Annotated in this window: 23 protein-coding genes; 1 reads left to right on the forward strand and 22 read right to left on the reverse strand. The window is 40.6% G+C overall.

Features of this window, described 5'->3' with window-relative positions; genetic code table 11:
• Nucleotides 1-6: 6 nt before the first annotated feature.
• The 15 genes from G631_RS0101855 to G631_RS0101925 form a co-directional block, all read right to left on the reverse strand.
• Complete coding sequence (locus G631_RS0101855; protein WP_026487991.1) at nt 7-636, reverse strand: alpha/beta hydrolase-fold protein; 630 nt, start codon at nt 634-636, stop codon at nt 7-9.
• A complete protein-coding gene (locus G631_RS0101860) occupies nt 623-1,489 on the reverse strand; it encodes an aminoglycoside 6-adenylyltransferase (protein WP_026487992.1) in 867 nt (288 codons plus the stop codon). The genes G631_RS0101855 and G631_RS0101860 overlap by 14 nt, the downstream gene beginning before the upstream one ends.
• Nucleotides 1,490-1,528: 39 nt before the next feature.
• Nucleotides 1,529-1,996 (reverse strand): GNAT family N-acetyltransferase, encoded by a 468-nt coding sequence (locus G631_RS0101865; protein ID WP_026487993.1) that lies wholly within the window; start codon nt 1,994-1,996, stop codon nt 1,529-1,531.
• Complete coding sequence (locus G631_RS0101870) at nt 1,989-3,533, reverse strand: ATP-binding cassette domain-containing protein (RefSeq protein ID WP_026487994.1); 1,545 nt, start codon at nt 3,531-3,533, stop codon at nt 1,989-1,991. Before G631_RS0101870 ends, G631_RS0101865 begins: the two co-directional genes overlap by 8 nt.
• A 320-nt stretch (nt 3,534-3,853) precedes the next feature.
• Complete coding sequence (locus G631_RS0101875; RefSeq protein WP_026487995.1) at nt 3,854-4,468, reverse strand: MBL fold metallo-hydrolase; 615 nt, start codon at nt 4,466-4,468, stop codon at nt 3,854-3,856.
• A gap of 63 nt (nt 4,469-4,531) precedes the next feature.
• Nucleotides 4,532-5,461: a DUF1848 domain-containing protein gene (locus tag G631_RS0101880; protein ID WP_026487996.1), complete on the reverse strand. Its 930-nt coding sequence runs from the start codon at nt 5,459-5,461 to the stop codon at nt 4,532-4,534.
• Nucleotides 5,458-7,281: a leucine-rich repeat protein gene (locus G631_RS0101885; RefSeq protein ID WP_026487997.1), complete on the reverse strand. Its 1,824-nt coding sequence runs from the start codon at nt 7,279-7,281 to the stop codon at nt 5,458-5,460. The genes G631_RS0101880 and G631_RS0101885 overlap by 4 nt, the downstream gene beginning before the upstream one ends.
• 216 nt (nt 7,282-7,497) lie before the next feature.
• Nucleotides 7,498-8,610, reverse strand: a complete 1,113-nt coding sequence (locus G631_RS19820) for a class B sortase (protein WP_026487998.1) — start codon at nt 8,608-8,610, stop codon at nt 7,498-7,500.
• 172 nt (nt 8,611-8,782) lie between these two features.
• Nucleotides 8,783-9,661: an L-serine ammonia-lyase, iron-sulfur-dependent, subunit alpha gene (sdaAA, locus tag G631_RS0101895; protein WP_026487999.1), complete on the reverse strand. Its 879-nt coding sequence runs from the start codon at nt 9,659-9,661 to the stop codon at nt 8,783-8,785.
• Nucleotides 9,662-9,670: 9 nt separating this feature from the next.
• The gene (sdaAB, locus tag G631_RS0101900; RefSeq protein ID WP_026488000.1) at nt 9,671-10,339 is read right to left on the reverse strand and encodes an L-serine ammonia-lyase, iron-sulfur-dependent subunit beta; all 669 of its coding nucleotides are present in this window, start codon (nt 10,337-10,339) and stop codon (nt 9,671-9,673) included.
• 22 nt (nt 10,340-10,361) lie between these two features.
• On the reverse strand, nt 10,362-11,129 hold the full coding sequence (locus tag G631_RS0101905; protein WP_026488001.1) for a response regulator transcription factor: 768 nt from the start codon (nt 11,127-11,129) through the stop codon (nt 10,362-10,364).
• A 46-nt stretch (nt 11,130-11,175) separates the two neighbouring features.
• Nucleotides 11,176-12,933 carry a cache domain-containing sensor histidine kinase gene (locus tag G631_RS0101910; RefSeq protein WP_026488002.1) on the reverse strand — a complete coding sequence of 586 codons (1,758 nt, stop codon included), beginning with the start codon at nt 12,931-12,933 and terminating at the stop codon, nt 11,176-11,178.
• Nucleotides 12,934-13,070: 137 nt separating this feature from the next.
• Nucleotides 13,071-13,919 (reverse strand): carbohydrate ABC transporter permease, encoded by an 849-nt coding sequence (locus tag G631_RS0101915; RefSeq protein ID WP_026488003.1) that lies wholly within the window; start codon nt 13,917-13,919, stop codon nt 13,071-13,073.
• Between the two features lie 3 nt (nt 13,920-13,922).
• Nucleotides 13,923-14,819, reverse strand: coding sequence for a carbohydrate ABC transporter permease (locus G631_RS0101920; RefSeq protein WP_035789099.1), 897 nt, complete (start codon nt 14,817-14,819; stop codon nt 13,923-13,925).
• A 108-nt stretch (nt 14,820-14,927) separates the two neighbouring features.
• The gene (locus tag G631_RS0101925) at nt 14,928-16,292 is read right to left on the reverse strand and encodes an ABC transporter substrate-binding protein (RefSeq protein ID WP_026488005.1); all 1,365 of its coding nucleotides are present in this window, start codon (nt 16,290-16,292) and stop codon (nt 14,928-14,930) included.
• A 541-nt stretch (nt 16,293-16,833) separates the two neighbouring features.
• On the opposite strand from G631_RS0101925, the gene G631_RS0101930 reads away from it, so the two are divergent.
• On the forward strand, nt 16,834-18,642 hold the full coding sequence (locus G631_RS0101930; RefSeq protein WP_026488006.1) for a hypothetical protein: 1,809 nt from the start codon (nt 16,834-16,836) through the stop codon (nt 18,640-18,642).
• 110 nt (nt 18,643-18,752) lie between these two features.
• On the opposite strand, the gene G631_RS0101935 is transcribed toward G631_RS0101930, so the two are convergent.
• The 7 genes from G631_RS0101935 to G631_RS0101965 all read right to left on the reverse strand — a co-directional run bounded on the left by G631_RS0101935 (nt 18,753) and on the right by G631_RS0101965 (nt 25,809).
• Nucleotides 18,753-19,169, reverse strand: a complete 417-nt coding sequence (locus G631_RS0101935; protein WP_026488007.1) for a LysM peptidoglycan-binding domain-containing protein — start codon at nt 19,167-19,169, stop codon at nt 18,753-18,755.
• Nucleotides 19,170-19,284: 115 nt separating this feature from the next.
• Nucleotides 19,285-20,778, reverse strand: a complete 1,494-nt coding sequence (gene rho / locus G631_RS0101940) for a transcription termination factor Rho (RefSeq protein WP_026488008.1) — start codon at nt 20,776-20,778, stop codon at nt 19,285-19,287.
• 152 nt (nt 20,779-20,930) lie between these two features.
• Nucleotides 20,931-21,779, reverse strand: coding sequence for a PHP domain-containing protein (locus G631_RS0101945; RefSeq protein WP_026488009.1), 849 nt, complete (start codon nt 21,777-21,779; stop codon nt 20,931-20,933).
• A 67-nt stretch (nt 21,780-21,846) separates the two neighbouring features.
• Nucleotides 21,847-22,653 carry a Cof-type HAD-IIB family hydrolase gene (locus G631_RS0101950; RefSeq protein WP_026488010.1) on the reverse strand — a complete coding sequence of 269 codons (807 nt, stop codon included), beginning with the start codon at nt 22,651-22,653 and terminating at the stop codon, nt 21,847-21,849.
• Between the two features lie 119 nt (nt 22,654-22,772).
• Nucleotides 22,773-23,027 (reverse strand): hypothetical protein, encoded by a 255-nt coding sequence (locus G631_RS0101955; RefSeq protein WP_026488011.1) that lies wholly within the window; start codon nt 23,025-23,027, stop codon nt 22,773-22,775.
• A gap of 21 nt (nt 23,028-23,048) precedes the next feature.
• Entirely contained in the window at nt 23,049-23,636 is a 588-nt protein-coding gene (locus tag G631_RS0101960; RefSeq protein WP_026488012.1) for a Maf family protein, read from the reverse strand.
• 13 nt (nt 23,637-23,649) lie between these two features.
• The gene (locus tag G631_RS0101965) at nt 23,650-25,809 is read right to left on the reverse strand and encodes an RNA degradosome polyphosphate kinase (RefSeq protein ID WP_035789104.1); all 2,160 of its coding nucleotides are present in this window, start codon (nt 25,807-25,809) and stop codon (nt 23,650-23,652) included.
• Nucleotides 25,810-25,824 lie beyond the last annotated feature (15 nt).

Raw genomic sequence — 25,824 nt, forward strand, 5'->3', positions numbered from 1 at the left:
CTCTTTTTAGTTTTTTGTATTCAGAACCCAGGCAAATGCCTTGGCTGTCCTAATGTCAGCATCTTTAAAATGATTACCCTCGTTCCACTCAAGGACGCAGTCTACGCCTTTTTCTTTTAGCAGTTCTTCTGCTTCACGTATTCTGGCACCTACAGTTGCCATTACGGGATTACGTGCCTTTTCTTCCCTATCGCCAAGGCTCAGGTAAACTGTATCCGTTTTAATCTCATTCTTTTTCATATAATCATAAAAGCCCGGAAACCACATGGAAGGGGAAGCAGCCGCAACACCTTCAAAAATATCCGTCTGATAAGCTGCCCACAAGGCAAATAGGCCAGCGAGCGAATAACCGCCAATGAAATATCTTTTGCCTTTGTCCTTGCATAGCGTGACTAATTCGCTAAGAGTCTTTGCTGCACTACTGCCAAAGTTCTCTTTTCCAAATACTGCCGGCGCTTCCCAAGGGGAAAGATCATTGTTCCAATTATTTATCCTGACAGCAATCAGGCGCACACTCATACCGCAGCTACTGGAGATTGCCGCAAATTCTTTTTCTATTCCTTCAAGGTCGTGATCATCAACTGGCTGGATCAGAACAATGTTGGCTTTTTCATTTCCAAATTCATATGTTTTCATAGCTTTCGTGTCTCTTCTGCATGAAGTCCCGTACATTCCGGGATTCTTCAAGGTCAAGTGAAAATCCAAGTTTGTCAGCAACGTAAATTGATAAGTCTTCAAAGTAATCATACATGAGAAATAGCTTATCCCACATATCTTCATAGGTTCCGCCTGCGAAAATCCCTTCAAAGCGCTTCATCTCTTCTTCCGTGAGATATTTGCTAAGATACTTGGAAAAAGAACCGGTGGTTATCTTGAAGTCATTATCGATACCAACCTTCCAGTTTAACATCTTCATGAACATATTCATCATCAAATGTTCTATGGAATATCTGGCATAGTAAAACTGATGCCTACAAAGCCCCTTTGTGGCATAATTACTGACCCATCTAAATTCATTTACAGTGTTAAAGAATTCAAACTCACTTGGCATTTTGACAAAAAATATATCGCCAGATGTAATCTCTTTTAACTCAGAAAATCCGTCTTTGTTTATGAGTATTGTTCTAGGCTCATTAAAACCTTTCTGTTTTCCAATCTGTGAAACATCTATAAAAGTCAGATCAATCCTGTTGCCGTCCTTGTATTGTGTAAGATATGCGAATCGGTTCTTCCCGTCGTAATCATAAGGTTCCATATACCAGTCATCCGGAGTCTGCATGATCAGGATGTCTCCAAATCTTTTCATGTAATCTTTGTCAGAAGTGAATTCTCTAATATCTGAGACAAAAAAAGTAATGTCAAAATCCGAAAAATCATCCCGGACTGCACCTGGTGTAACCGCAGAGCCTTCCATTGTCGCCGCACGAATTCTCTCGTCCTCTTTAGCTGTTTTTATGATAAGTTCAAACATTTCATCGTATGTTTTCATATTTTCTCCTAACATATAGCCTTATAATCAGTATATTTCTCAGAAAGTTTCCTTACAAGAGTGCATATAGAGTCTAGTCATTTCAGGTTCTCCATCGCCCTGTGCCATGCAGAAGAACTCCCAGCCATATCGCTCGTAGAATCCCACATGATCCGTAACAAGATAAACTGGCGTAATTCCTTTGGTTTTCAGATTCTCAACCGCCATATTAAGCAACACACCCGCAATTCCCTGACACCTATACTCCTCTTCTGTGTACACAGCGCAAATATTGGGCGTAAGATCCTTTCTGTCATGAAAATCATTGTCTATAACACCAAGGCCACCAACTATCTTGTCACCATCAAGGCACAAATACCAGCCATACTCCGTATCACCCTTAAGATACGCCTCCATACACTCTAGATAAGCCTCTTTAGGAACGCCCCATTTTTCATGAAACCAATTGGCTGCAGTTTCCTTTAATTTCTGTTTTTCTCTAAGATTACAATATTTATATTCACTCATTTTTATAAAGCCCCTTCTCTGTTAGTGTATATACTGTTGTACAAACCTCATCAATAAACTTTCTGTCATGTGAAATGCTGATCACAGCCCCTGGGAAAAGAGCTATCATCTTCCTAATAACTGGTCCAGAGAGCGGCGAAAAGTTTCTTGTAGGCTCATCTAGGATTAGAACATTTGCATCAGATAAGCTCATCTTTAGTAGAAGCACCTTTGCTTTTTGCCCGCCCGACAACTCTCTTATAGGGTGGTCCATCTCATCCGCTGTATATTTAAGTGACCCAAGGTAAGTCCTGATGCGGGTCCGTACTTCTTTATCTCCTGTTTCATCTAGAAACTCCACAGGCGTCACATCAAGGTCAAGAAGTTCCTCATAGTTTTGTGGCATGTACTGAGCCTTTATATCGCTCCTTGATAGTAGTTCCTTGGCCATCTTTTTAAGGAGTGTCGTCTTTCCTGCTCCATTAGTTCCAACAATGCAGATTTTCTCAGGGCCTCTGACTCTCAGAAATATATCTTTTGCCAAAACCTTTGTATCATCCGGAGTCCTAAGCTCATCAAGCTGATACTCAATAACCGTCTTTCCAACAGGCATCCTGGCATCATCAGACCCCAGCTTAAAAAATATTGCTTCTTCCTGCTCGGGCATCTTGGTCATGTTCTCATCTTCTTTTGTAAAGCGCTTTCCCATGGCCTTAACAGTGTGCATCTTGTCTTTCAGGTTTTTACCTGGTGCATCTCTAGCTCCTTTTGAAATATTGGCAAGAGCACTATCTACGGAATCATACACTCTTTTGTATTTTTCATCTCTGATTTTCTTGGCTCGTCTGTCATTTAACGCCTGCTGTTCCTGCCTCTGGAAGTTTTCGGCTCTTTTCTCTATATAATTCTTGTAGCCATCCCTGACAATAGTGTACCTGCTCTTAGTTTTCCTCATGATCTGCTCAATATGTATCACCACATTCGCAGTATTCTCGATAAGGGTCTCATCATGGGATATAAAAAGAACTATTTGCTTCCACCCATTTATTAGTTTTTCCAACAATTCCAGCGTACTGATATCGATATCGTTTGACGGCTCGTCCAGCAAAAGAACTGACGGCTTATCGATTATAATCCTTAATAACTGGGCCTTTACCTTCTCACCACCAGAGAGGCTCCCCATGCTCTGTTCGCTATAAAAAAAATCAATCGGAACATTAAATTCCTTGGCTAGTTCTGATAGTTTTTTTGGATCCTTGTCAAAAAAGAGATCTCCCTCTGAGAAGTACTCATAAAGAGATTTTCTTTTGTCTGCATCAGGCAGCTCCTGGGGAAGATACCTCATCACTTCTCCAGCAGTTATCAGTTCTCCCTCGCATTCCGTGTACTCTTCAGCCATCTGCGGATCATAAATCCACTTCATAAGAGTAGATTTTCCATTTCCTTCTTCTCCAATAATAACCGCTTTATCTCCGTCGTTTAAAGTCATATTAAATTTTTCAAGTATAATCCTTAAATCTTTGCGATGTGTTATAGTCAAGTCCTTAATCTGCAGCATATATCGCCTCCAATTCCGCTGCTTAATGCCGCTCCTATGACGATTTCCTCGTATCATAAAAATGAGTCTATTTCGCATACGCAAAATAGACTCACACAAATAAACCAACTAAAACAGTTAGGCTAAAAATGCATGATAATCTAGTTTAAGCGTACACAAAACAGCCGCATAAGCAGCTATAAAAAAATAATAGTGTTCACTCAAGCTAAATTATCTAATAAACATTCCTTCACCTAAACGCCAAGCGCTCTTTCTTTATATTATTAAACCATTTTCATGATAGCATTGGTCACAAACAGTTGCAATATAATTTTATCCTGTCAAACAAGTTCCAGTTCTTCTCCGGGCCTTAGTATTATCTTGCCCGGTCCATCAAATCTCTCAGCGACCTTAATATCAAAGCCGGTCTTATCTTTAACTGGTTCCATGTGATAAGGTATATTGTGCCTCGCGCCAATAATTTTGGCGCACCTCGAGGCCTCATCTACGTTCATATTGTAAACGCCATCACAGCACAAAAAGGCATAATCAAGCGTTCTGGATTCCAGCCTTGTCATATGCGGTGTTGTAGATGTGTCCCCGGAAAAATAAACCTGTATCCCATCAGGAAAGGTAAGTATAAATCCCACACACTCTGAAGCATCATGGTTCTTGTTGTACCCTGCCTCCACACTTTCAACGTGAACATAACCCAGCTTGTAATCATTATGCTGGCCACCAAATAGAGCATCTGACCACTTTATAGCTCTGCAGCCATCATTTCTTTTTGAAATAAGCTTATCCTGGACATGATCATAATGATCATGTGTCATTAGAATAAGATCTGCAGGAAGGTCGTACCCATCACCCATAAAGGGATCAATGTAGATAACCTTCTTATCATCTGTGACAATTCTGACACTTGCATGTCCCTGATATAGTAGTGTTGCTGCCATGTTCTGTCCCTCCAATCAAGCCTAGTTTATCTTAATTATAGCAAAAGCTCTACGGCAATTCATTCACAAAATAAAGTATAGCTGATTATCAATATAGGACTCCATCTTCACATCGTGAATGATGTCGCCCTCTCTATAATTACCGATCAGGAAGGGTGACTTAGGATCATGTAATTTCATGTTTCTCTTTACGGCTTCTATGTCATTATTGGCGTAGCAATATCGGCACAGATGTCCGCAACTGTCATAGGCGCCGATGTCACCAGATAAATAGCAGGCGCACTCCTTTCTGGCAGGTTTTTTGTTTGGAACAATAAGTCTTTGTCCAATAGCCTTTTCATAGGTTGCAATTGTCATGCAGCCACTACAATCAGCACCATATTCTGCCAAAAACTGCCCTTCTCCGCAGGGCTTTACGACCATACCATAGTCCCTTGCAATCTCTATCATTTCTTTCCCAAGAAAATGCTGGTCCTGCCTTGAAACAGCCCTTGCCTCCGGGAAATTTCTTTTAACCTTCTCGTACAGATCAATAAAGCTGATAACTACAGTATTGGTGTAGCCAGAAAGAGAAGCCGCCATCTGCTCAAAAGCCTTTAAATGGTACTCTGTTGTGTATCTGTCAGTAACAAGAATCGGATCATATCTCCAGCCTATGCAGTTTACTCCAACCATTTTTGAAAGAGTTTTAAAGTCCTCCAATATCTTATGTTTATCAGGGACATTGGGCTCAATATCTCTCCCATAAGGAGTTATGGTGACAAACCAGTACTGCCCATAATCCCTGATAATATCCATATATTCAAAAAATGGTGCCGGGCTCTTAGAGCAAAAGCCTATTACGTCCACCGTTTCCGGGCTCAGCCTGAATCTGCTGACCATCTCCGGATTAAAAGGATTTCTCACACATACTATCTGCTCTTTAAACCTGTTTGCCAGCCACTTTGGGTAAAAGGCTGGAATATCCGTCCTCTGTCCTGTATTAATGATCATTCAACAATTCGTCCATTTTCATCAAAAGTATATTTCTTGCCCCACTTTGTAATGATCTCGTTCTTGGCAAGAGTAAAGTCGCCCTTTGCATAATACTTGCTGCCATCCACATGGAAAAAAGTCTGCTTGGCAAGATGTCCCTTTTCATTAGCATAGTAGTCTTTGCCGTCAAAAGAGATAAAGCCTGTCAGCATAGCGCCGTTTTCATCAAGTACATATGTCTGGCCCCATTTAGTAAGCATGCAGTTCTTTAAAAGAGCTCCCTCTGCATCAGCATAATAGGTTACGCCATCTACAGTTATCCAGGTCTGTTTCTGCATAACACCCCTGTCGTTAAAATAGTAATCATGGCCATCTATAGTCTGGAAGCCTGTGAGTTTTGTTCCATCCTCAGAAATATAGTAGGTTGATCCCCACTTTTCTACAAGCTTATTATTAGTGTCAGGTGTCTCCGGATTTTCGGGTGTTGGAATTTCAGGCTCGTCAGGTTCTGAAGGCTCGCCCTCAACTATGATCTTAACAGTAGTGTCCTCTGTGATCAGTATATTCTCTACACTTGAAAGTGCTTCAGAATAAACAGCCTCGCCATCAGATGTATAGTACAGTCCAAACACTGGGTAAGCACCCTCTGCAAAAGATATGCCTGAAAGATCTGGTGCTGCTACGTACTGGCCACATCTAACTATCTGCTCTGGAACTACTACATCCTTGTATTTATCTGATTCAAAGGCAAAAGAAACAGTGCATTCCTTATCTGGATACTCAGGAGTAAGCACAGGATCAAGATCAGCCATACCAAGCCTGTCTGCTGTAACGTCCCTAAAAGATCTCTTACTTCCGTCATATGTAACAGTCAAGTTCTTAACTGCACCTTTAAAAGCATCTTCTGCTATTTCAGGAGCTTCGCCATCAAACTTAACAGTTTTAAGAGCTTTTATAGAAAAAGCCTTTGATTCAATCTTCTTAACGCTTGCAGGGAAAGTCACGTCCCTTATACTAAGTGCATTACAAAATGCCTTTTCTCCAATCTCTTCAAGTGTATCAGGAAAGAAAACCTTATTAACCTGAATACCATTAAAGCTATTTGCTTCAAGTTTTTTAACTGGTGCTTTTATATATAGGCGTCCATTGATTCGAGCATTTGCCAGTGCATAAGACTCAATTTCTGTAACACTTTCAGGAATCACAAAATCATCAAAAGTGCTTGCATAGTTAAAAGCATAAGCTCCAATTGACTTTAATGTAGAAGGAAATGTAAACTCAACTCTTCCGCCAATTGTGGATGAGTAGTTATTAAAGTCAGCAAAGCTTCTTTTGCCAATTCTTGTTATACCTTCTTCTATAACAACATATTTTGCCTTTGTTCTGTAGCTATACCAGGGCTGATCTTTATTGCTGTCAAAATCTCCTATTGCACCAGAACCACTGATTGTAAGAGTGTTGGTCTTGGTGTCGTAAGCCCATGAAATATTATCTTCATTCTCAGTGCCCTTTAAAGAGGCTGTATCATCCTTCGCTTCTTCCCCAGCTTTCTCTAAAACCACTTCCTCTTTGACTTCCGTAGAGTCTGCCAGCTTCTCACCATCCGTCTCAGTCTCGTCTACCTCAGATAAGACAATATTGTTTTCCTCCTTCACCTCATCCTCGGAGTTCTCTCTAGCAGCCTCGCTAGCCTCATCACTTTCGGCTTCGATTTCATCTTCAGTTGTAATTTCGCTTGAATTTTCAGAAGCGTAAGAAACTGTTGAAGAAAAGACTGTGGCTGCTGATACTACAGCACACAGCGTAGACATTGTAACACCCCATAACTTTTTTCTCATACACTAAATCCCCTTTTTAGTTTTATGTATTTCTCCCCCAAAAACCATAGTATCATTAACGATTTAGTGATTCAACATCATTTACCGATTCTTGTAATAGCCTAAACTTCAAGCAAAGAGGCAGTCCTAAGTTTCCTTAGTCTGCCTCTTTCTATTCTAAACCTTATTTCTATACCTTACTTCTATACCTTATTTCAAAGAATCATTCATCAACGCTTATTCATCAACCTTTACCGCAAACATTACAAAGTAAAGGTCATCTGACTTAGTACAGGTAGATAACATAACGATCTGGTCATCTACTGTTGGCTCTATGCCAGTATCTATGTAAGTCTTGTACTCTATTGTATCAAGATACTCCCTCATATTGGAAGGGTTCTTGCCATAAACATCATAGATATATGAATCCTTGGGAACATCCATAAATGCAAATATCATATATCTTGAAATTCCACTAGAGGTCCTGATCTGGAAGTACTTGTGCTGATCCAAAAAGCTAAGATCCTCTTTGTAGATTCTGAGTGCGCCAAACATAGTGCGGTTTCTCATATTATGGCCATATATGATGGAATTAGAATCTGTAAACTCAGGATCGCATCTAAAATCAAGGAAAATAGCTCCTGTCTCAGACTCATTGCCCGCATAATCATCTACAGAATACTTGTCATTATCACTACTACGCATTATAGGATAGCTTAATCTCTCGTCTTCGAAATAAAGCCAACCCACAGTATCAGTATATCTCTGCACAAACTTATCAAAGGCTTCCTGAGATATATTCTGTCCCACATCTTCGCCAATTATGATAGTATCAACGATTTCCTTGGTCTCAGAATCCTTCTTCTCACCATTCTTTGAGGAAGAATCCTTTGATGAAGTCTTGCCTTCCTGTGAAGACTTATCCTGTATATTAGCTTTTTCTGCTGTTTCATTGACATCTGTTTTATCAGTAACCTCTGCAGCAGATGTATCTGCAATTTCAGATAAGCTCACAGTATCACCAGAAGCCAATGTAGCACCTGCACTTACAACATCCCCTGCCTCATCCGTCTCAGAAGAAGCCTCAGATGCTGATGCCACAGAAACTGTTTCTACAACCTCAGGTTCCTTGTCAGCCCCAGAAGTTCCACTCTTACCCGGGATCAGCTTAACAGCTGCAAATATACCAAGTATCAGCAAAAGAGCTGCCAGCGCCACAACAAAATGTCTCCTGATTCCCTTAAAGATGCTGGCAAATACAATAACCAGAATCTCAAAATATATAATAAAAGGAACAAGCTTTCTATGATTATTATTAAAAGTTTTAAATTTCGATAGTAAATTCTTCATTTCTCTTTTACCAATTTATAATCTGAAAAAACCATACCAAAAAGCACACCGAAAGATTTTATCTAATTAGTCCCCAATAAGTCAATCCTAAAAAAGAAAACATTTTGTGAACATCAAAAAGAAAACCGGTGCTATGCTCTTTGCACCGGCTCGTAGTACTAATAACTATATTTTATTCTCCAAAAACCTTGTCCCTGAGTTTCCTTCCAGTAGGAGTTGCTGCAAGCCCCCCTGCCGCAGTCTCTTTCAATGATAAAGGAAGCGCATCTCCAACTTCTTTCATGGCATCCAGGCATTCATCCGCTGGAATCTTGGCATCTATCCCTGCAAGGACCATATCTGCACTTGAAAAAGCTATCATAAGGCCAGATGCATTTCTTTTGATGCAGGGAATCTCAACAAGCCCTGCAACAGGATCGCAGACAAGTCCCATCTGACTTGAAATAGCGATAGCAAGAGCATCTGCACACTGCCTTGGAGAGCCACCTCTAAGCTCCACGAGAGCTGCAGCAGCCATAGCCGCAGCACTTCCGCACTCTGCCTGACATCCACCCTGAGCTCCAGCAATACTTGCCTTCTTGGCTATGACCATTCCAAAAGCAGAAGCTGTAAACATGCTCATAACTATAGCTTTTTCATCATAGCCCTTGTCTTCATAAAGACTTACAAGACATCCAGGAAGAATTCCGCAGCTTCCAGCTGTTGGCGCAGCCACGATCCTTCCCATGCTGGCATTACATCCAGCCGCAGCAAGGGATCTTGCAATAGCCTTACCCATGAATTCTCCGCACAAGGACTCTTTTTCTTTGGCATATTCATTCATCAGGTATCCTTCGCCGCCAGTAAGGCCAGATGTTGACTTAAGATTTTTATCAAGCCCTGTCTTAACTGACTCCATCATTACCTGAAAGGCAAGTTCCATTTTCTCATATATTTCAAGCTCGTCCTTCTCCATGGCAAGTGCCTGGTCCTCAATCACAAGCTCGCTTATCTTAACATTCTTTTTCTCAGCTTGCATAACAAGCTCTTCTATTGATTCATATTTCAGCATTAACTATTCCTACACTCTCCTTATCAGGATGGCATTATTAACATGCTCAATTTCTCTGATCTCATCCACTAGCTCATCCGGAGGATTACTATCTATCTCGATTGTCATGATAGCATCTCCGCCCTTCTCCTGCCTGGATAAATGGAAATTAGAAATATTAAGATCCTCATGCTCAAAATGCATCATATGGGTCACACTAGCTATAACCCCTGGCTTATCATCATGCATAACAAGAAGTGTATTGTTTTCTCCGTTAAATTCCACATTCATGCCATTTATCTGATTTACTAGAATATTACCGCCGCCAATACTGGCGCCCTGCATGGTTCCACTACTTCCATCCTCCAAAAAGAACCTGATCATAGCTGTATTGGGATGAGCTCCCTTTATATTTTCCTTGGTAAAAGAGTATTCGATTCCCCTCTCATCTGCTATAGAGAGGGCATCTCTGATCTCAGGAGAATAGCTCTTAAAGCCCATTATCCCGGCAAGAAGTGCTCTGTCCGTTCCGTGTCCCTTATAGGTCTGGGCAAAAGAACCAGACAAAGTAATCTCAACTTTTTTAAGCTTCCTATTGTCTATCAACTTGTTAACAACTCTTCCAAGTCTCACTGCTCCTGCAGTATGAGAACTTGATGGTCCTATCATTACAGGGCCAATAATATCAAATACATTCATCCATAACCTCTTTTAAATATGCTCAGGCACTGGTATTCTGAGCGTTCACATAATCTGAATAACTCATGCCGGCATATTTTTTAAAGCACCTTCCAAAGTAATTGGGATCAGGTATCCCAACTTCAGATGCAGCCTGATACATTTTAACACGACTTTTGGCAATGTCCATCGCTTTTGTCATTCTGATACCAGTTAAATACTCTATAAAATTCTTACCCGTATCCTGCTTGAATTTCCTTGACAGGTAGCTTGCACTAAATCCAAAGTGCTGGGCAATATAAGTCAGATTAAGCCCAGGATCTCCATAATTTTCTTCCACATACTTTTTTATCATATCAGTGGAATCGCCCTTGGATACATGACTCTCAAGGCTTTCAGTCTTGCCCTCTTCCCAGTAATCCGGAGAAACCTTAAGCTTAGCCTTGACCCTTTCAAGAACCTCTGTGATCTCAGCCCTTACCATAGGCTTTAGCATATATTCAAATACTGGAAGGCTAACACATTTTCTCGCATATTCAAACTGATCTATAGCAGTCATTATTATTATAACAAGATTTGGATACCTGCTGGTAGCAGTCTGAGTAAACTCTATTCCATCCATAAAAGGCATGGATATATCAACGAAGGCAATATCCGGCCTGATCTCATCTATAATATTGATTGCCTCAATTCCGCTGGCAGCCTCTCCAACCACCTCCATATTAAGGCTCTCCCAGTCTATAGCCGCCCTCATAAGCTTTCTTGCCGACTGCTCATCATCAATGATCATAACCCTGTACTTTCTGTCCATACCCTTTTCCCCATACATTCTTAATCTAAATTAAAGCCTTCCCCATTTATACGCCATAGGATTTGCCTACGTCTAAAACAAATTCAACCTCTGTATATTCCCCTATTTCACTCTCTATCCTGACAATGTCATCCTTACCCTCAAAGATTCTCATTCTGTGGATAGTTCCCCATAGGCCAAAGCTCTCCTCGTCGGACCTGTTCTCGGGATTTTCAGTAGAAAGAACTCTCGTAATCTCCTCGCTACTCATCCCAACGCCTGTATCCCTCACCGATAGATGAAGGCACCCGTCTGCAATGTAGCTTCTTATCCTGATGACACCAGGCTCCCCTTTCTGCCTGATTCCGTGATAGATGCTATTCTCTACAAGAGGCTGCAGGATAAGCTTGGGAACTACCAGTTTCATAGTATCCTCAGCTATATCATATTCATCCTCTATTATGTCCCCATACCTTAGCTTTTGCAGAGAAAGATAGTCCTTGACTATGCATATTTCTCTTGACAGCGGGATTTCCCTGTCTCCCTTACTAAGGAAATTCCTATAAAAGCTCCCCAAAGTCTCAAGTGCATCGTGAACCTTGTCAGCTCCGGCATCAAGCGCCAGAAACCCGATAGTCTCTATGGAATTATAAAGAAAATGCGGCTTTATCTGTTCCTGCAAAACTCGCATCTGCGCTTTCTGAAGCGTTTTCTCTTTATCTATCAAAGTTACAATAAGCTCATTAACATGATCTATAAGAGAATTGTAATCCCCCTTTAAAAGTTCAAGCTCAGTAGAAGGCATCTCCACATCAATCTTCTTAAGGTCACCGGAGCGCTTGTTCTCATCCATACTGGCCGATAGCTCCAGCACAGGATCTGTGATATTCTTCCTGATAAAATTTCCTACAAAGAAGGCCATTATCATAAATATCAGTAAAAGAGCAAAAAGAACATATACCATCCTGAAAGGAATTCCCTCAGTACTAAAGGGCGCAGCCCGCAGTAAAACTATAGGGTAATCCCCTACTCTTCCTCCGGATAAGAGCATCCTCTCGCCATCAACCGCCACATCCTTGAACTTTATCCTGTCTGAGGCAAAAGAGCTGTCATAGAGCTGAGCTACCCTGCTGTTCCCCGCAAGAAAAGTTCCATCTGTCCCCATAATGCAGATGTTCCTATAGCCAAGAGAAGAAAGCATCCTGTCAAAGATTCCAGGTGATATGTTCATCAGCATGATTCCTTTTTGTTTCTGAGAATCAATGTCATATATAGCTCTTCCAATAGTTACAAAAGGCCTGTTATCTGACTTTTTGGCCACGCCATTACTATTTAAGGAAACTACAGCGCTGCCTCTTGCCTCACAGATATCTTTTTTCCACTCATCGCCGCCTAAAACCTCATTATCAAATTTATAAGTAAATCTGTTGGTTGTAGCCAGGATCAGGTCTTCTCTTATTACCATGACACAGTCCACACCCTCAGTAACGTTCAAAACATCCATAATGCCATATCTGGCGTCGTTTATCATGCCTATATCTACGCTGTCACCATCAGCACGCAGAAATTTTACAAGCCTGTCTTCAGTCATGATGATACGGGACAATTCCATATATTTTACAATATCTGCATTTATGTTACTTGATAGAGTCTTGGTAATACTCTCCGCTTCCTGAACAGCGTAGCTTCTCTGCTCTCTCTCAACTATAAAATACGTGGAAATCAAAAAAGAAATAGTTACAACAAGTATAAGACCAAGAATTCCCCTCTGAAGACTCTCTGATAAGGAACTCTTTTTTCTAAAGCGTGCAAAAAACTTCCCCATTACTCACCCCATTTTCGCTTTCCCCAAAGCATTCTCTTTCCTAATAAAATACCACTAATTGACCTATGAATAAAGACAAAAAAGAACGAAAAAACAGGCCCAGCACTGACTCTGAGCCTGTAAATCCTGTTTACCTCTTAACCCTTTACTGCGCCTGCTATAAAGCTTGCCTGAATTCTCCTTGATAGGAAAAGGTAAACAATGAGGGTTGGGAATGTCGCAATAGCAAGAGCCGCTCCAATAGGGCCCCAGTCTGTTGTATACTGCCCCGATAGAGCCTTAATACCAACAGGAAGTGTTCTGTGCTTGGAATCAGAAATAAATACGTTAGCAAACATAAACTCGTTCCAGCACTGCAAATATGAGTAAATACCCACAGTAGAAACCGCCGGTTTCATAAGTGGAAGAATGATCTTAAAGAATGTTCCGAAAAGTCCGCATCCATCAATTCTTGCAGCTTCATCCAATGCAAAAGGAATTTCTGACATAAAACCTGTGCAGATAAGAATTGCCATGGACAGGGCAAAGGCTGAATACGGTACGATCAGCGTTGAATACTTGTTAAGCCAGTGAGCCTTAGACATTACAACATATACAGGAACAATAGATGCCTGGATAGGAATAGTAAGTCCCAGCATAAAAAAGGCATTTGTAAGCCCACTAAATTTCCATCTGATTCGTGTTATTGCATAGCAGGCCATCATGGCTGCCATTATAGAAATGGCAATTGCAAGTGTGGTAACTAGCAAGCTGTTAAAAAAGTACAATGCCATATTACCTGTATTTAAGGCCGAAGAATAATTTGACCACAGCCAGTGTTTAGGAAGTCCTATGATATTTTCACCAAATATTTCCTCATTAGACTTAAGAGAAAAAGTAAACATGAAATAAATGGGGAAAAGATTTATGACAGCCCAGATAACAAGGAAAATATTGATTATCACCTTGATTACAGGGCTTTCTTCTTTTAATGTATAGCTCTCCATCTTTTACTCATCCCTTTCTTTAAATGCTGCGCTGATAAGAAGTGCAAAAGCAAAGCACAAAAGAATCAGCATTACAGAAATAGTACTTCCCATTCCGTATCTGTTTCTCAAAAACAGCATATTTTCAAGAAGCGTACTGGGTACTTCTGTAGACTGGAATGGACCGCCCTCTGTAAGAATACGTACAAGGTCATAAGTCTTAAGAGAACCAGTAACTGCAAATATGACACTAACTCTTAAAATAGGCTTGATTATAGGAATGACAACGTATCTGTCAACCTGCCATTTTGTAGCACCATCCAGCATAGCAGCTTCTCTAAGGTCAAGATCAACACCCTTAACCCCTGCATACATAAGGAGCATATGATAACCTACGTACTGCCATACAGTAGGCACAATGATACTTCCAAGAGCAGTCTTTATATCTCCAACCCAGACGTGCTTCCAGTTCTCAAGATGCACAGCATCAAGGAATCTATTTAAAAGGCCGTAGTCTGGATTATAGATTTTGAGCCATAACTGACCAATTACAACAGTAGAAATAAGTACTGGCATAAAGAAAATTGAAAGAAAGGTTCTTTCTTTTCTCGTCTCATGTCTTCCTAGAATAAGGGCCAGCATTAGAGCTAGCGGAAGCTGTACAAACACCGAGAAAAAAGCCAGTATAAGAGAATTCTTAAGAGAATTCACAAATTTAATAGAGCCATTTGTAAACAGCTCTATATAGTTATCAAAACCAATGAAGGTTCCTTCAGAAAATCCGTTCCAATCGAACATGCTTCTGTAAACTGATACAGCAATTGGCGCAATCAGAATGCTGATAAACAGAAACAGTCCGGGAAGAAGAAATACGAAAATAGCCAAGCCCTCTTCTATTTTCCTCTTTTTCTTTTCACTCATACCCAATCCTCACCAATAGTAAATTCTTTTAAAAGGGCCCTTCCCCGCTTCCCGAGTGGGAGGTAAGGAAGGGCCAAAGAGATGGAAAAAATAATTATTTATAATCTTTTATCTTATATCCTTAGCAAGACCCTCTATAAACTGATCTCCGTTAACCTGGCATCCATAAACCTGATCTACATATGAAAGATATGTGTTAGCAGAATCAGCATCCATAGCTGTATCGCCAAAGAGAACGAATGTATCAGCATTTGCACAGATATCAGCTACAGTCTGTGTAAGAGGATTGATAGCGCTTGTATCGCCATAAGGTGTCCAAGCTGGAAGTCCGCATCCATCAAGGTATCCATAGTGGCAGATGAGCTTACCAAGCTCCATAGCGTACTCAGCTGCGATCTCAGCGTTAGGTGAAGAAGCTGCTACAGCAAGTGTATCTGATGGTCCACCGATAAGCTGGCCAAGCTTAGCCTTGTCAGCGTTGATAACTGGGAACTCAGCAACCTTAACCTTAGGAAGGAACTCTGCGTTTGAAGCAAAGTCAGCGCAGTTCCATGTACCATTCATATAGAATGCATACTTTCCAGCGATGAAGTTATTCTTAACTTCGTCATTTGTAAGGCCGATTCCTGAAGGATCGAAGTAACCGTTGTTTACAAGTGTCTGGAATGTATCTACAGCAGCTGCAACGTCAGGATTGTTCCATGTATCTCTTCCAAGGAAGATATCGTTAAGAGTATCAGCACCTACACTCTTCTCAATAACTGACTCAAGATACTCTGTTACGCACCATGTCTCTTTACCAGCACATCCGAAAGGAATGATTCCTTTTTCCTTAAGTGCATCACAGCAAGCGATGAACTCTTCATATGTTCCAGGAACCTCTGTGTAGCCAACTTCTGCAAGAAGATCCATATTTGCGAAAAGACCAACGATGTTCATTGTTGTAGGAACGCCGTAGTGCTTGCCATCATAAGTTGTATTTCCAAGCATGTTCTCAGGAAGCTCACTTGCAAACTTTGGATAAACATCATCGAGGCAATAAACCTTGCCAGCATCTACAAAGTCGCCAAGGAATGCGCATGACCATGTAAAGAAGATATCAGGCATCTCGTTAGCTGAAACAGCGGCTTTGATCTTAGTCTTGTAGGACTGGTTCTCAAATGCTTCCCAGTTAAGAGTGATATTAGGATATTTCTCAGCCATTTCAGCGATAGCTGCTTCATATGCATGACGGTTAGAGTCACTCTCTGTAGCAATACACCACATGTTAAGTGTGATCTGCTCGTCTGTAGGAATAGCTGCAGCCTCAGTATTTTCTGTCTGCTCAGCTGCTGGAGCTGTCTCTGTAGTATCAGCCTTAGTTTCTGTCTGAGTGTTGTCAGATGTTTCTGCTGCTGGTGCCTGTGATCCGCATCCGAAGATTGAGAATGTCATAAGACCAGCCATGAGAATAGACGCTATACGTTTCTTCATTTTCATACCTCTCCTTATTTAATTAAATCACGTTCACGTTTAAGTTCAGGCGCATGCAACCCAAACTCTTTATAAATAGAATATAGAATATTCATGAACTTTATTGAATGTAAATCTTTTACCTCATCAAGCACTATTTTTACTTTTTAACAAAAAATGTCTTTTGGGCATCATTTTTTTGAACTATATGCACAAATAAATTTAAAATATTTCTGATTGCTCTAAAAAAACTAGTAATCTTTACAGACGAAAACGTTTTAAAAATAAAAGTTTATATCCAGTTTAACCAACAGATATTTATACATTTCCACGACATTGCATTTTCTTTTAACACTTACTTTTTCTTATTTCACCATATAAGCAAATTATCACGGCTATTCTTTCATATCTAAATATATATTCTCTATTATCAAAGTTTTAGAATTAAGTTCAGGTCAGCAAATTTTTATAATAAAACTTATATACGTTGAGTTTTTTAGAATATTTTGCTAAAATATTGTGGTTTCGTGTAGAAACATATGTGGAAGGAGAAATATGAAAAATGAGCGAAATGAAATTTGATCCTGTTACAGGACAGCCAATCAATCAGCCAACTGCTCAGCCCGGTGTTCAGCCAGGTATGCAGCAGCCAAATATGGGACAGCCAGTTGTAAACGGTCCTAAATTCGACCCAGTTACTGGCAAGCCAATACAGCCTGCTATGCCTCAGGGCGGAATGCAGCAGCCAAACATGCAGCAGCCAGGAGGAGCACCTAAGTTCAATCCAGTTACAGGCCAGCCTATGCAGCCTGGTATGCCTCAGAACGGAATGCCTCAGCCTGGAATGCAGAGAGGACCTGCAGCAAACGGTCCTAAGTTTGATCCAGTTACAGGTCAGCCTATTCAGATGCAGCGTGTTCCACAGCAGGGTAACGGTGGAATGAAGTTTGATCCTAAGACAGGCCAGCCTATTCAGCCTGGTATGCCTCAGAACGGCGGAAACAAGGGTGGCAACAAGACAGGCCTTATCCTTGGAGTAGTAATTGCCGCAGTTCTCGTTCTTGGAATTGGCGGTTTTGCACTCGCTAATGGTTCCAAGAAGAAAGCTGCTCCTGAAATTGAAGAGCCTGTAGTTGAAGCTTCTGTTGAACCTGTTGAGGAAGAAGAAATTGCAGCTGTAGAAGCTACTTCAGAGGAAGATGCAGCTGTAGAAGCTACCACAGAAGAAGCTGAAGAACCTAAGGAAGAAACAAAGGTTGCAAAGAGTAATGTAGAAGTTGATCCTTCAAGCCTCTTCTCTTTCAACTTTGATGGAACTGATTATTCACTTCCTATGCCTATCTCAGATCTTATAGCAGATGGATGGCAATACAATGATGATAATGATGCCAAGAAGCAGCTTGCATCTAATCAGGATGAATACATTTACCTTCAGGTTCCTGGTGATACATCAAGAAACCACGTAACAGTATATGTCAAGAACTTCTCTAACAATGCTATGGCTCTTAGCGATTGCTACATCGTAAAGGTTGAACTTGACGACTACTCAATGCATAAACTTGGCAAGACAGTAACTGTTCAGAAGGGTGCTATCAAACTCGGCGAGAGTAAGGCTGAGGATGTAAAGGCAATCCTGGGTGAGGCCGACAATGAATATGACGGATCATCAGGAAGCAAATCTCTTACATATTATGGAGAGCATGACAATTACGGAATCGATTCTTCTGTAAGATTCTATTTTGGCGATACAAAGATTCTCTCTACTATTTATATCGAGAACGATGTTGAACCAGAAGACTTTGTACAGGCAGAAGTATCTGATGAAACACCTGAGTACCTTTCAGCTTATGTAGAGCCCAAGGAACTTGGATCAGATCCTCTCTCAGGAAACATTCAGCTTGACAAGAAGGTCTATGCTCTTCCTTGCCCAATGCAGAAGTTCCTTGACAATGGATGGAGCTACAATGTAAGTGATGATACTCTTGGCGCTGGACAGAGATGTCTTGTTCCTGTTTCAATCGGCGACGACAGAGTATATCTCGAGGCAGTTAACCCTATGGATTATGCTGTACATCTCAATAACACAATCGTTGTAGCTGTTCAGGTTAACGTATACAGCCGTACTAAGCTTGATTTCCAGATTCCTGGCGGAATCAACATTTCATCAACTGATGATGATATCAAGAAGTTCCTTGAGAGCAACAAGATTGAAAACTACGAGTACAAAAAGGATTACAAGAAATACACTATTCCTCTTGATCAGAAAGATTCATTAGACAGATGTGATAATTATATCAAGTTTGATATAGATGATGATGGAACAATAGATGGCTTCGAAGTTCAGAACTATGGCTGGTTATTGGAAGACTAACATTTAAATGATATAAAGAAAAAGAAAGAGATTGGATGCGTCCAATCTCTTTTCTTTTTACATTCATATAGTTCATGACTTATTTCACTAATAAGTACTGCTAACATTAATTATTTGTATTCATCATAGTAAGGTACTACTATGCTCTCTCCCGCCTTTATCACATCAGGATCATTTAACTGATTAATACTGCAGATCTCTGACACAAAGTGCTCTAAGTCTTCATACTCCTGACTATCATAGAATCTGCCTGCAATACTACTAAGATTATCTCCCGCATGAACAGTTACAACCTTATAATACTTGCATTTCGGAATATAATTCTCATTCTGTGCTTCCAATTTTATGGAATTCCTAAAGAAAAGCAAAAGAAAGATTACCGCAGTTACAAATAGTGCCAATGCCATTTTCTGGCGTCTTACTATCCTTAGTCTTCTCTTCTTATTCTCGTATATCCTAAGCTCACTCTTTGATAAAAACCTTGGATCATTATAAAGACTTGCTGCTTCTATCAATGCCTTTGTCATAACGCTTTACCTCCAAAATAAAGAAAAAACCTTGTGCAACAATACATACCCTTCATTTCTAATAAGTATATATTGCCACACAAGGTGGTCATTATTTTGGACAGCTCAAAGCATGTTAAAATCTAACTTGTTTCTCTACCATGCGAACAAACTCAGTATTGTTCCTAGTCTTAGAGAAAAGGTTGATGCACTGGTCTACTGCATCATCAGCCTTCATGCCATTAAAGCCCTTTCTCAGGCTATTGATAGCTGCAAGCTCTTCTGGTGTGAGAAGAAGATCTTCTCTTCTGGTACTGGACTTAGGAATATTGATAGCAGGGAAGATTCTCTTCTCCTGAAGCTTTCTATCAAGAACCATTTCCATGTTACCAGTTCCCTTGAATTCCTCGTAGATAACATCATCCATCTTGGAACCTGTCTCAATAAGCGCAGTTGCAAGAATTGTAAGACTTCCGCCCTCTCTCATATTTCTGGCAGCACCAAAGAATTTCTTGGGCATATGAAGCGCTGCTGGGTCAAGACCACCAGAAAGTGTTCTTCCTGAAGGAGGAACAACAATATTATAGGCACGTGTAAGTCTTGTAATAGAATCAAGAAGAATTGCTACGTCCTTGCCATGTTCAACAAGGCGCTTAGCTCTCTCCATAACCATCTCTGCTACTCTCTTGTGATGCTCAGGAAGTTCATCGAAGGTTGAGTAGATAACCTCTGCATTAGGTCCCTCGATTGACTCCTTGATATCTGTAACTTCCTCAGGTCTCTCATCGATCAGGAGAATAATAAGATGGATATTACTGTCATTTCTAAGAATTGACTTGGCAACTTCCTTGAGAAGTGTTGTCTTACCAGCCTTAGGAGGTGACACGATCATACCTCTCTGTCCCTTACCAATAGGGCTTATAAGATCCATGATTCTCATAGCCACAGAACTTCCAGGCTGCTCAAGCTTAATTCTGGAATTTGGGAAAATAGGTGTCATGTTCTCAAAGTTCCATCTTCCCATAGCAACTTCTGGTCTGTATCCGTTTACTGAATCAAGTCTTGAAAGAGCTGCAAATTTATCAGTCTCCTTCTTGGCTCTGCATCTTCCCTTTAAGATATCACCAGTCTTAAGATTAAATTTTCTGATAAGGCTTGGAGCAACGTATACATCATTCTCTCCAGGAAGATAATTCTCACATCTGATGAATCCATAGCCATCCTGCATAACTTCAAGGATGCCATTTGCGTCATCACCATCTGCAAGCTCTTCTGCCTCTTCCCTTGCTCCTTCTGAAGTAGGAGCTGCCTCCTTAGTCTTTTCTGGTCTGTCAACTCTTTCAGGTTTCTCGGCCTTAGGAGCCTCTTTGCGCTCAACCGCCTCACCTCTGCTAAAAGCTTCCTTGTTATTTGTCACAACAATGTTTTTCTTCTTATGAAGTGGCTTCTTTTCCTCTGAAGCAGTCTCTTTTTCCTGAGATTCAGCCTTTTTAGCAGCTTCCTTCTCATCAAGTTCGCACATAAGGTCTATGATTTCAGACTTCTTAAGTGCTGTAGCGCCCTTAATGCCACGCTTTTTGGCAATGTCACGAAGGTCATTAAGTTTAAGTGTTTCGTATCTTTCTCTCAAAATATCTCCATTTCCGTGGGCAACTATCTACACCACACATAATATATAAAACTCTAGTTCAATGGGATTAGTAAACGACCGCAAATCATTGCATTTGTTTAAGAACTAAAACGATATGTCTTGTGGTATATTACATCATTATTATTTTTTAGTCAACTATATTTTTTTATTTGTTCCAAAATATTTTCAGGAACGAACAATTTGCCCAAGCCAACCCCCAGATCTATCTTGGGTTTATTGTCTCCATGGAAGTCAGATCCTCCACTTATAAGTAGGCCATGACGCTCTGCAAGTTCCTTCATCTGTCTTTCTTCGTAGGCTTCATAGGTTGAATAGATAGCTTCAAGTCCTGCAAGTCCTACCTCCATAAGACGAACTACAAGAGCTTCTAACTTAGCATCACTCATATGATATAAAACAGGATGAGCCAGAATAGGAACTCCGCCATTTTTAACAATGGCTTCAATTGCCATTTCAGGGGTAATATTTTCTCTTGGCACATAATATGGACAATCATCACCGATAAATCTGTCAAAGACCTCCTGTTTACTTGATACATAGCCCTTTTCCAGCATGTACTTAGCAAAGTGAGCTCTTGTTATAACTGTCTTTGGAAACATCTCAGTAAGTATCTCATAGCTGATGTCTATACCTGCCTCATCACGCAGTTTATCGCACATCTTTATATTTCTCTGGATTCTGGAATTCATGTAGGAATCGATAGTATCAAGAAACTCCTGATCCTTGTAGTTCACATAAAGACCAACTACATGGACATCTTTTCCCTCATTTACAGTTGAAAACTCAATTCCTGGTACAAACTCCATGTCAGGATATTTTTCTTTTACGTAAGTATCTGCTCTCTCTAGCCCCTTTACCGTATCATGATCAGTAAGAGCAATCGCTGCAAGCCCTTTCTCATGGGCATAATCCATAAGCTCCTCAACGCTAAAGGTTCCGTCAGAGCAGGTTGAATGTGTATGTAAATCTATTGCTTTCATCAAATTTCTCCTATTGTCATTTATTCCCGTACTCTTTCAAATACAGAGATAAAATCAGTCTTTTTAATCAAATAGCATCCAAAATAAACCGGGCAAGACCATCATGATTATTGTCGTCACTAGTTATGACATCTGCGCTTTTCTTGACCAGGTCTGTTCCATTTATCATGGCAATTCCGCAACCTGCTGCTTCTATCATTGAAATGTCATTCTGTTCATCACCAGCAGCATAAGTGTTCTCTACAGGGATTCCCAAGATGTCAGCAAGTCTTTTTACTGCACTTCCCTTTCCGGCTTCTGATGGAAAAATCTCCATGTAATAAGGATTAGAATACAAAAGAGTAAGTTTCCCTTCTGTAAGTTCATAAAGAGCTTTTCTAAATCTCTCCTGCTTGTCATGGTCATGAAGCTCAATTGCAATCATCTTGGAGGGAGCCGTTTTCAAATATTGCATCACATCATCTGCAACTATAAGAGGTGTCTTAATAACCCTTCTGTAATAGTCCATGCACTCGCCATCATGCCTTGATACGATATGAGTCTCGTTATATGTATGGCAATGGATTCCATACTCATCGGCCAAATCAAGGATCTGTGGCACCATTTCAAGAGGCACTCCCGTCTTATAAACGTATTTATCTTCATCTACGCTATATATCTCTGTTCCGTTAGAACCACATAAAAAGCTTCCCTTAAAATTTAGTCCAAGGCCATTATAAACCGCCTTGGCAGAGTCAATTGCTCTTCCTGTATTGATACAGAAGTGATTTCCTGCATCTGTAAATTGTCTAAGAGCCTCCATGGTTTTTGGGGTAATGACCTTGTCTTTATTAAGTAGTGTCCCATCAAGGTCAAAGAAAAAAATCTTACTCACGTAAATATAAAGTCTCCATTCATAATTTGTGTCAGTATGCTAATTGCCGCCTATAAACGAACAAAGTCTTTACCTGCTGTTTCAAAACAGGTAAAGACCAAATAGCAAAACAATAGGCGTCATCCCTCAACTATAAGGTATCTGCCATCTCCAATATCAAAAACCTCATCGGCATCAAGCACATTGCTGCCTTCCGTATCAACTCCGGTCTCCTCAAAATATTCTTCTACCTCATCGACACCATCGACAACCACAGCCATACAGTCCTCCAGGAAGGCCTCGGCCTCCTCCATATTCGATGCTACATCCTCAGGGAAAAGCTGACCCTGATTCTCCAAAAAACATCTAAGAACTGCTTCATCATACTCGTGCATAAAAAGTCCTCCGTAACTTCTTTATAATAGCCGTAATTTCTGCATTTCGTGATAGAGCCTTGCTATTGGAAGTCCAACAACATTATAGTAATCGCCTCTGATACCATTTATAAAGATTGCAAACTGTCCCTGGACTCCGTAGCCTCCTGCCTTGTCGTCCGGTTCTCCTGTAGCAACATAGTCAAGTATCTCCTGCTCTGTCATAGGTGCTACATCCACAAAGGTTTCCTCGTGGAAGGTAAAGCTCTTTTCCTTGCCCTCTTCATCTGTGTAGAAGCATGTAACTCCAGTAAACACGGAATGGGCATTTCCTGATAAGTTCCTTATCATATCCGCAGCGTCGTTGCGGTTCTTGGGTTTTCCAAGCACTTTACGATTATATGATACAACGGTGTCTGCGCCGATTACAACTAGTCTATCTGTATCATTCGTTAAAATTTTGTGAAAAATCTCGGAAGCTTTTTGAAAAGACAACTCCTCAACAATCTTACTTGGATCATCGGAGTTTATTATCTCCTCTCCCTGTGCAGGGATAACTTCGTACTCCGGGATTACCTTTGAAAGAAGCTCTTTTCTTCTAGGTGACCCCGATGCTAAAACATATCTCATATCTTTCTTTCCTTTAAACCTTCATTTCTGGTATAAACACTCTTGAGTTCTGAGTGCTTAAAACCTTAGAATTTCGAACAGCTTCATCTCCAAACTGTTTCTGGGAATTAACCCTTTCTGATGCATCAAGCTTCTTATTATCAACCTTGATATAATTGCCATTTTCGTCCATAACATGAGCCTTGTCGGTATCTGAAAGCTCAACTGACAAAATGTGCCATAGTTTCTCCCTTAATTTCTCATTCTCAACAGGGAAAAGAATCTCCACGCGCCTTTCCAGGTTTCGCGGCATCCAGTCCGCACTACTTGCGTAGTACTCAGGAATTCCACCATTTTCAAAATAGAATATCCTGCTATGTTCAAGGTAATTGCCAACTATTGATCTGACTGTGATATTCTCACTAACTCCGGGAATTCCTGTCCTAAGGCAGCAAATACCTCTTACTATTAGATCAATCTTAACTCCCATTGAGCTTGCCTTGTAGAGCTCCGCAATAACATCCTTGTGGCATATTGAATTCATCTTGGCAATGATCCTTGCGCTCTCACCATTTTTAGCATGCTCTTCTTCTCTTTTGATAAGGTCTATTATCCTGTCCTTGAGCCATAAAGGTGCCAGGGAGAGTTTATTCCAGCCAAGAGGCTCAGAATAACCTGAGAGCATATTAAATACAGCTGTTGCATCCTCGCCAAATGCGGGAGCACAGGTAAAAAGACCTACATCTGTATACTGCTTGGCTGTGGAATCATTGTAGTTACCAGTAGCAAGATGAACATATCTCTTTATTCCGTCATCTTCTCTTCTGACAACAAGAGTAATCTTACAGTGGGTCTTAAGACCAACAAGTCCATAGATAACGTGACATCCGGCTTTTTCAAGCATCTTGGCCCAGACGATATTATTTTCCTCATCAAATCTGGCCTTTAGCTCAACAAGAACTGTTACCTGTTTGCCATTGTCAGCTGCCTTTGCAAGAGCTGCAATGATAGGCGAATTACCACTTACTCTGTAAAGAGTCTGCTTGATAGCCAGTACATCCGGGTCTATGGCAGCTCTTTCTACAAACTTAACGACATTCTCAAAAGTCTCATATGGGTGATGCATCAGAATATCTCCCCTACTGATAACTTCAAAGATATTGTCATCCATCTCAAACTCAGGTACTGGTGCAGGAGCATTATACCTGTGTTCTTTGAGATGGTCAAATCCCTCAAGCTTGTACATCTTCATAAGAAATGTCAGATCCAGAGGTCCCTCTATGTTATAAATCTCATTTTCTTCAACATTTAATTCCTCAGTAATGAGTTTTAAAAGCTTTTTATTTATGCCAGCTTCAACTTCAAGTCTAATTGCCTGCCCCCACTGACGGCGTTTTATCTGTTTTTCAATCTCTTTTAAAAGATCCTCCGCCTCATCCTCGTCAATAGACAGATCGGCGTTTCTACCAACTCTGTAGGGCGAACTTGTAATGACATCATAGTTTAAAAAGAGCCTTGAAATGTTTTTCTGGATTATATCCTCCAAAAAGATAACCTTGCGGACAGAATCCTCACCGCCATTTCCAGGTATTTCCAAAACTCTGGGAAGTACATTGGGAACCTGAACTGTAGCAAAATCGACGTCATCTTTGCCCTCTTTTTTCTTAAGAAGTGCTGCTATATTCAAGGTTTTATTTCTGATAAGAGGAAATGGCCTTGAGGAATCGACAGCCATTGGAGTCAGAACAGGGTACACAAACTCATCAAAATACCTGTCCACATACTCCCTGTCTTTGCCCATAAGATCTTCTGCCTTGCAGATCATAAGCCCCTTTGACAAAAGAGCTGGCACAAGTTCCTTATTGTATATTTCATACTGCTTGTCTACAAAGTCATGAACATGCCTTAGAACCTCTTCAAGCTGCTCAGTAGCTGTCATGCCAGCTATATCTAGCTTTTTGTAATCTGCATTTATCATGTCCTTGAGTGATGCAACTCTGACCATGAAAAATTCATCAAGATTGCTGGCAGAGATGCTAAGAAACTTAAGCTTCTCAAATAAAGGATTATCAGAATCCTCAGCCTCTGACAGGACTCTTTCATTAAACTGAAGCCAGCTAAGCTCCCTGTTTATGTAGTATTTAGGATTTTCAAAATCTTCGCTCTTCTTATTTTTTTCTTTTATCTTTGCCATAAATAACCCCTCGAT

Source organism: Butyrivibrio sp. XBB1001, assembly GCF_000424505.1.
Lineage (GTDB): Bacteria > Bacillota > Clostridia > Lachnospirales > Lachnospiraceae > Butyrivibrio.